A 6,702-nucleotide genomic window follows, 5' to 3' on the forward strand; every position below is an offset into this window, starting at 1 on the left:
AATTCAGTATAGTATTTCCTTCAGCACCATGTATGTATTCAATCATTCATTGGAACATTAGTAGTAGCTGCTAAAAAATGAAAAACAACAGGTGATATAAATGGAAATTAGAAAAGGGAAAAAAGACGATTTGAAGGAAATAATGGAAATTGTCCAAAAGACTGTCAGCATTATGGAATCTGAGGAGAATGATCAATGGAACCGGACTTATCCTCAGGATCAGGATTTTTTAGCTGATGTGGAAGCAGGCAGTTTGTATACTGCCATATATGAAGGAAAGGTCGCAGGTTCCATTACTGTCGATCAAATCCAGGCGGAAGAATATAAAAATGCCTCATGGAGAAAGGAAGAGCCATGCTTTGTATTTCACCGTCTGGCCGTAGATCCTGAGATTAGAGGGGAGGGAATTGCGAGCAGGTTAATTGCATTTGCTGAAGATCATGCAGTGAAGAACGGGATACCGTATATGAGAACAGATACATACTCATTGAATAAAAAGGCTCAAAATTTATTTGAGAAAAATGGATATGTTAAAGCAGGTACAATCTTCATGGATCGGGAAAGCCCTTTTTATTGCTATGATAAGCTGCTTGATTAAAGCTGCTCTTCACTCTTTACAAAAATGGGTATTATTTCTTCCTCTTCGAATAAGATGGGAAGAGAAATGGAAAGTATCCCATTTTCAAATGATGATTTTATCGAATATTTATCAACAGGCATAGGGAGGGTCAGAACTTTTTCAAAAGCTCTGCTATGTCTTTCTTTCAGAAAATAGAGCAAGTCCTGCTGAAATGCTGAACATTTTCCTTTAATAATTAGTTCATTTTGTACCAGAGATACTTTAATATCATTTTTGCTTATACCTGGGAGCTCTGCTTCAATTTTGATATTGCCATTGTTCTCATACATATCACAGCGCGGAAAAATTTCTTGATTTGACAGAAAACGATTGATTTTTTCCTGCTCCAGGACTGAAAAAGAAAGTTTCTTATTATGATTGGAATCCTCAGGTGAAATAAGCGTTTCCCAGAAATCCTGATCCTGATATTGTGCGGTCATTTTGATTAAATCTTTCCATTTTTCCAGTTCCATAAGGAGACCCCCTTTATAATATTTCTGTTACATCTATTTCTGAATATTGCATATCGACATTTTTAGGTATCTTTATCTCCATATACCCTTCTTTGCAGCTGGCAGATGATCCTTTTTTCCTGACAATGGCAGGGAGGGTAATGATATGTTTGTCGTCTTTTTCGGGAATATGTTCGATAATCATTTGGTTGGAGGTGTGATAAAGCTTCATTTCTTTTAACCAGTCCTCGTTTTTTATTGGGAATCTCACATAAACATAATCATGGGTTTCGAAGACGGATGAGTTAAGTGGTGCAGAATTTGACTGCTGATTAGTTCCGGGAGCTGCAGCATTAAAGCCTTTCATAAAATCCGGTGCTCCAGTCATTCCCTGCATATTTTGAGGAAACATTTGCCCCATGATATTTTTAATATATTTATCAATTTCCTCCGGTTTCATTTGGCTGGGAGGATTCTTCATATCTTTATTAAACGGAAAAAGATTCCACGGGAACATCCTTCTCATCCTTTCCTTGCTAAACTGCCGCGATGGGCAATGATTCAACACTAAGTCATATATTCTATGCAGATATGCGCCTATCTGTTAATAATGGATTCGTTTTCTTGTACAGACTTGCTGCATTATGGGGGGAAGCTTCTTATTATTTGCATTAATACACTGTAATTACTACTATATTGGTATCGATGTATATAAAATAATTAAATACTGAGGGGTAATTTTGTGAGAAATAAAGCAGCTTTAATCACGGGAGGGGCAACAGGGATCGGGAAAAGAACGGCGTACATGCTTGCAAATAAAGGCATCGATCTGGTGATCAATTACCGTAGCAGTCAAGAGGAAGCTGTCTCATTGTGCGGGGAACTGACCGAAAAATTCGGCACTAAAAATATTGCTTTGCAGGGAGATATCTCTTTACCGGCTGACTGTATAAAGATGTCCGAAAAAGCTCTTAATGAATTTCAAGTCATGGATATAGTCATTCATAATGCCGGTCCTTATGAGCACGAAAGAAAAGAGATGTTGGATTATACTTTCGAACAATGGAATTACCTGATCAATGGCAACTTAAATGCGGTATTTTATTTATCCAAGTTGTTTATACCGAAAATGAGGGAAAATGGATGGGGAAGAATTATAACCATAGGGTTTGATCGTGTCGAAGCAGCATCTGGCTGGATATACCGTTCTGCATTCGCGGCTGCAAAAACGGGCGCAGCGTCTTTAACAAAATCCATTGCACTTGAAGAGGCCGGTAACGGAATTACTGCAAATATGGTTTGTCCGGGAGATATTATCGGTGATTGGAAGGAAAAAAATATCAAAGAAGCTGCTAAGGTTCAGGATAATGCATCACCAGTGGGAAGGCCGGGTACAGGTGAAGATATTGCCCGTGTAATCAGCTTTCTTACCGATGAAAAATCCGACTTTATTACTGGCAGCATAATCCCGGTTACAGGCGGAAAGGACGTCCTCGGAAAAATATATCAGGAATGAAAGAGAAAAGGCAGAAGAACCGTATTCTTCTGCCTTTTTATCGCAGTCTAACGGGCAGTAAGACCCCCACTTCAAGACTCAGAGGAATCAAAGGAGGAAAGTGGGGGATAAGGAAAACCCCCACTGATTGAAGTTTCACTTTATATTTACTTCGCTTCCATATATGCCGGGTATTTTCTGTTTTGCAGATAGATCAGCCGGCTTGTTAAAGTTATGGCGCCGGCTGCGAGCCCGGTAATCAAGCCGATCCAATAACCATATGCTCCCCAATCAGTATGATTGGCCAGGTAATAGCCAAACGGCAACCCGATGATCCAATAAGAAATAAGGGACATAATGAAGGTGACGTTCACGTCCTTATATCCGCGCAGCGCTCCCTGGACAGGTGCCTGAATGGCATCTGAAAGCTGAAAGAACATGGCATAAATTAAAAAAGCGGCTGTTAATTGTAATACATGGTCGTCTTTTGTATAAATCGATGCCACTTCTTTTGGGAAAGCCAAAAGAACAGCTGCACAAATTAATGCCATAAATACAGCAATACTGACACCGATCCAGCTGTACTCTTTAGCATCCCTGAATCTTCCAGCCCCCGCTTCAAAGCCTATAACGATTGTTAATGCCATTGAAATGCTTAGCGGAATCATATAAAGAAGTGATGCGAAATTGAGGGCAATCTGGTGAGCTGCGATTACGGCTGTTTCAAATGTGCTCATTAATAAAGTAACTGCTGAAAAGATACTGGTTTCGAAAAAAATCGATAAGCCAATCGGGATCCCGATAAGAAGGATTTCCTTCCATTTGCCGATAGAAACAGCATGTATTCTTCTGAAAATTCCATAGTTCGAGAACGGAGAATTTTTATGAATAATAATAATCGAAATAACCATGATCAGCCAGTAAGTAATAGATGAAGCATAGCCTGCACCTGCTCCGCCGAGTTCCGGAAACCCCAATTTACCATAAATAAGTATATAGTTAAAAAAAGCATTGATTGGCAGTGTTAGAAGGGTGATGATCATGCTGACCCTGGTCTTTCCAAGAGCATCAATAAACGACCTTAATACATTGTAGACAAACAGGGGAATCAACCCTGTGCTTATGGCTGCAAGGTAGTTGAAAGCTGTATCCTGGACCCTGTTTTCGAGATTCATTCCGCTTAAGATTGGATTTAAGGAGAGTGCTCCTCCGGCAAATACAACGATGGCCATAATAATGGACAGATAAACACCCTGAATGACAGAAAAAGCAACTTCCTCACTCTGTTTCCCTGCTCCCACGAGGTGGGACACGATCGGTGTAACGGCAATGAGAATGCCGCTGAGCCCGGTGAATACAGGAACCCAAAGAGAAGATCCAATCGCTACACCTGCCAGGTCCTGTGAATTATAGCGGCCGGTCATTAAAGTATCAATAAATGTCATGGAGTACATCGCCAGCTGGGTTACTAGGATTGGAACTAAAATTACCAGCAGCTGATGCAGTTTTTGTTTTTTGCTGTATGTCTGATTCATGAGTCTTTCCTCTTTCTATAAAGTGACTAGAGAATTATATCATACTAAAGAGAAGCCGGCTCATAGCAGGTCTTTTATAATCAGTTATGGTAATCCGCTAAAAATAAAATGTTTCAATTATGCGAACTTTTGCATAACGGGATCCTTCAATCGGCGAAAGTATAAATAGTAAAAGCAGCCATTTCGAAAACTCGGCTTGAAGGAGGCAGAAGATGAGCTTCAATATAAATAGGATTAATCCCAATCAGACTCAAGTTTCATTTGTGGACGGGCGTTTTGAAACACTTACAAATGAAGAGCTGGAAGAATTGCTGTCCCAGTACGGAATAAGAGAAAAAACAGATGAATCAGCAACCAATATTATTAATTGAAAGAATAAAAAGCACTTGCTCTATGCAAGTGCTTAGCGTTTTTGTACTTCGAGAGCTGTCTAGTCCCCCCTAGAGGTGGCGGGGGTGGGCAAGGCGCTTCCGCATTTCTTTTAAGCCTCCAGTAATTGGGACGATTCTTGGACTGCTGCTCCATGACGCATTACATGAAGAGTATATAGATCTTTTGGGATCTCATATAAATTGTAAATATCTCCATTAGCATTCAGCTGATCATAAACAGACTTTCTCGTTTCATTTGCAAGAATGACATAAGGAAGCTTTTCTGCAGCTTTTTGCGAGCGGATATTTTCCTTGCGAATCCGCATAAAGATTGTTTCTATGCCGGTTTCAAAAAAGAGCTCCTCAAAGAAAGCATCTTTTGCTAATTTGTTATAGCCTTTGCCATGATAGGGCTTGCCAAGCCATGTACCTAAGAAGCCGGCATTGTCCTGGATGTCATACAAATTGATCGTCCCAATCGGAGCGCCCCATTCATCAAGAATTGTGCGTGAAATCAATTCACCGCGTTCTTCTGCTTCGATTGTCTGCTTTGTAATAAACATAAACTCATCATAACAATTGGCTTTTTGGCGAACAAAAGGGAAGACATCAGGGTGCGTCATTAAATCAAATAAAGCATGGCAGTCGTGAAGATCACGTTTCTTGAGCATAGGATATCCCTCCAATTGAGGGCAGTCCTACTCCATGCCAAATAGAGCCTTCGGTCCACCCTCGAAATTTTTTATTATGCTGCTAAAAAATTTCGGGGTGGGAATCGAACCCACTAGAACCAGATAACTGGTGGCGCACCATTTGCCTTCCCTATTACTATCGTTTCCGATATTAGATTGTCTGTCATAAAGTAGCAAAATTTTCACTTCACTTTAGGTATAATACTAAAAAAAAATCAAAAAGGAAATAGGTTTTTTGATTATTTTTTTTGCGATTTTATGTCAAATTACACCAGCGATATTCGACACGGTTTCACGATTCCCTGTACACAAAATTTCCGCCTATCATTGTCCATTTCGGCTTGGAAAGAAAGTGAAATGGGTGATGATTCCATAAAACTAAATCAGCATCTTTTCCTTCCTCAATGCTTCCCAGCTGATGATCGATTCTGAGGTTTCTTGCCGGCAGAATGGTGATTCCTTCTAAGGCTTTTTGCTCGGAAAGGCCTTCCCGGACTGCAATAGCTGCACACATATTCAAATATTGCACAGGTGTGTATGGATGATCTGTAGTGATGGAGACTTCTACTCCATGTTCTGTCAGCTGCTGATACGTTTTCCAGGTTTTGTTTTTCAGTTCCACTTTCGATCTTCTTGTTAGAGTAGGTCCCACAGATACCTTTAAATTCAAGTCTTCCAATTCGTCCGCAATTAAATGGCCTTCTGTACAATGTTCGATTCGGAGATCGAGATTAAATTCTTCTGCAAAGCGGATGGCAGAAATAATATCATCTGCCCTGTGAGCGTGTATTCTGACGGGAATTTCTCTTTTAAGCGCCTTGACAAGCGGTGCAAATCTTAAAGAGTCGGGATTATCGCACTGTAAAGCCTCATAAAAGGCTTCTCTCAGCATTCCCATTATCCCCATTCTTGTAATGGAATCCTTGTTGCCATGACTGTGAATCCGTTTTGGATTTTCACCAAGGGCAATCTTAAGACCGGCTGTTTCCTGGATAATCATCTTGCTGATATTTTTCCCTGATGTCTTAATTACAGAAGTGGTTCCCCCAATTACGTTAGCGCTGCCCGGCATGATATGTGCAGTTGTTATGCCATATTTCACTGCATCTGAAAATGCGGGATCTAAAGGGTATACTCCATCCATCGCTCTAATATGCGGGCTTAAGGGTTCAATTGTTTCGTTGGCATCATTGCCTGCCCATCCAGTGCCTTCATCATAAAGACCGAGATGGGTATGGACATCAATGAAGCCAGGAAGCAAGTGGTGGCTATGGCAATCTATAATTTTTACATTTGAATCAGACTTTAAGTTCTTGCCTATCTTTAGTATTTTTCCGTTTTCTACTATTACATCCCCATGGAAGGCGGGGAAAGTCACAGGGTGAATGATTGCACTTTTCAATAAAATTTTCATCTATATCGTCCTTTGATCCTAAGTATTTGCTTTATTTTACAAGAATGAAAAGAAAGTGTGAAGAATTTTCTCACCATCGATATCTCAAATAAAAAAAAGTGTAAAATTGGAATTCTACACTTTT

General features: G+C 40.1%; 8 protein-coding genes. 3 read left to right on the forward strand and 5 right to left on the reverse strand.

Features of this window, described 5'->3' with window-relative positions:
- The first annotated feature begins 100 nt into the window (after positions 1-100).
- On the forward strand, positions 101-598 hold the full coding sequence (locus BFI01S_RS07770; protein ID WP_061792091.1) for a GNAT family N-acetyltransferase: 498 nt from the start codon (positions 101-103) through the stop codon (positions 596-598).
- Here the strand turns inward: BFI01S_RS07770 and BFI01S_RS07775 are convergent.
- Positions 595-1,092, reverse strand: a complete 498-nt coding sequence (locus tag BFI01S_RS07775; protein WP_061792092.1) for an Hsp20/alpha crystallin family protein — start codon at positions 1,090-1,092, stop codon at positions 595-597. The genes BFI01S_RS07770 and BFI01S_RS07775 overlap by 4 nt on opposite strands.
- Before the next feature lie 13 nt (positions 1,093-1,105).
- Complete coding sequence (locus BFI01S_RS07780; RefSeq protein ID WP_061792093.1) at positions 1,106-1,588, reverse strand: Hsp20/alpha crystallin family protein; 483 nt, start codon at positions 1,586-1,588, stop codon at positions 1,106-1,108.
- A gap of 225 nt (positions 1,589-1,813) precedes the next feature.
- Here BFI01S_RS07780 and BFI01S_RS07785 point away from each other — a divergent pair, with 225 nt between their 5' ends.
- Complete coding sequence (locus tag BFI01S_RS07785; RefSeq protein WP_061792094.1) at positions 1,814-2,587, forward strand: SDR family oxidoreductase; 774 nt, start codon at positions 1,814-1,816, stop codon at positions 2,585-2,587.
- A gap of 146 nt (positions 2,588-2,733) precedes the next feature.
- Here BFI01S_RS07785 and BFI01S_RS07790 read toward each other — a convergent pair whose 3' ends face one another.
- Positions 2,734-4,101, reverse strand: coding sequence for an MATE family efflux transporter (locus BFI01S_RS07790; RefSeq protein WP_061792095.1), 1,368 nt, complete (start codon positions 4,099-4,101; stop codon positions 2,734-2,736).
- Between the two features lie 212 nt (positions 4,102-4,313).
- Here BFI01S_RS07790 and BFI01S_RS23325 point away from each other — a divergent pair, with 212 nt between their 5' ends.
- Positions 4,314-4,472 carry a hypothetical protein gene (locus tag BFI01S_RS23325; protein WP_169799739.1) on the forward strand — a complete coding sequence of 53 codons (159 nt, stop codon included), beginning with the start codon at positions 4,314-4,316 and terminating at the stop codon, positions 4,470-4,472.
- Between the two features lie 110 nt (positions 4,473-4,582).
- On the opposite strand, the gene BFI01S_RS07795 is transcribed toward BFI01S_RS23325, so the two are convergent.
- The gene (locus tag BFI01S_RS07795) at positions 4,583-5,143 is read right to left on the reverse strand and encodes a GNAT family N-acetyltransferase (protein ID WP_035331501.1); all 561 of its coding nucleotides are present in this window, start codon (positions 5,141-5,143) and stop codon (positions 4,583-4,585) included.
- 313 nt (positions 5,144-5,456) lie between these two features.
- Positions 5,457-6,578, reverse strand: coding sequence for an amidohydrolase (locus BFI01S_RS07800; RefSeq protein ID WP_061792096.1), 1,122 nt, complete (start codon positions 6,576-6,578; stop codon positions 5,457-5,459).
- Positions 6,579-6,702 lie beyond the last annotated feature (124 nt).

It is taken from the genome of Cytobacillus firmus NBRC 15306, from assembly GCF_001591465.1.
GTDB lineage: Bacteria > Bacillota > Bacilli > Bacillales > Cytobacillaceae > Cytobacillus > Cytobacillus firmus.

Coding starts and splice junctions, on each gene's coding strand:
- BFI01S_RS07770 (WP_061792091.1), top strand. CDS start 101: ATGGAAATTAGAAAAGGGAAAAAAGACGATTTGAAGGAAATAATGGAA.
- BFI01S_RS07775 (WP_061792092.1), bottom strand. CDS start 1,092: ATGGAACTGGAAAAATGGAAAGATTTAATCAAAATGACCGCACAATAT.
- BFI01S_RS07780 (WP_061792093.1), bottom strand. CDS start 1,588: ATGTTCCCGTGGAATCTTTTTCCGTTTAATAAAGATATGAAGAATCCT.
- BFI01S_RS07790 (WP_061792095.1), bottom strand. CDS start 4,101: ATGAATCAGACATACAGCAAAAAACAAAAACTGCATCAGCTGCTGGTA.
- BFI01S_RS23325 (WP_169799739.1), top strand. CDS start 4,314: ATGAGCTTCAATATAAATAGGATTAATCCCAATCAGACTCAAGTTTCA.
- BFI01S_RS07795 (WP_035331501.1), bottom strand. CDS start 5,143: ATGCTCAAGAAACGTGATCTTCACGACTGCCATGCTTTATTTGATTTA.
- BFI01S_RS07800 (WP_061792096.1), bottom strand. CDS start 6,578: ATGAAAATTTTATTGAAAAGTGCAATCATTCACCCTGTGACTTTCCCC.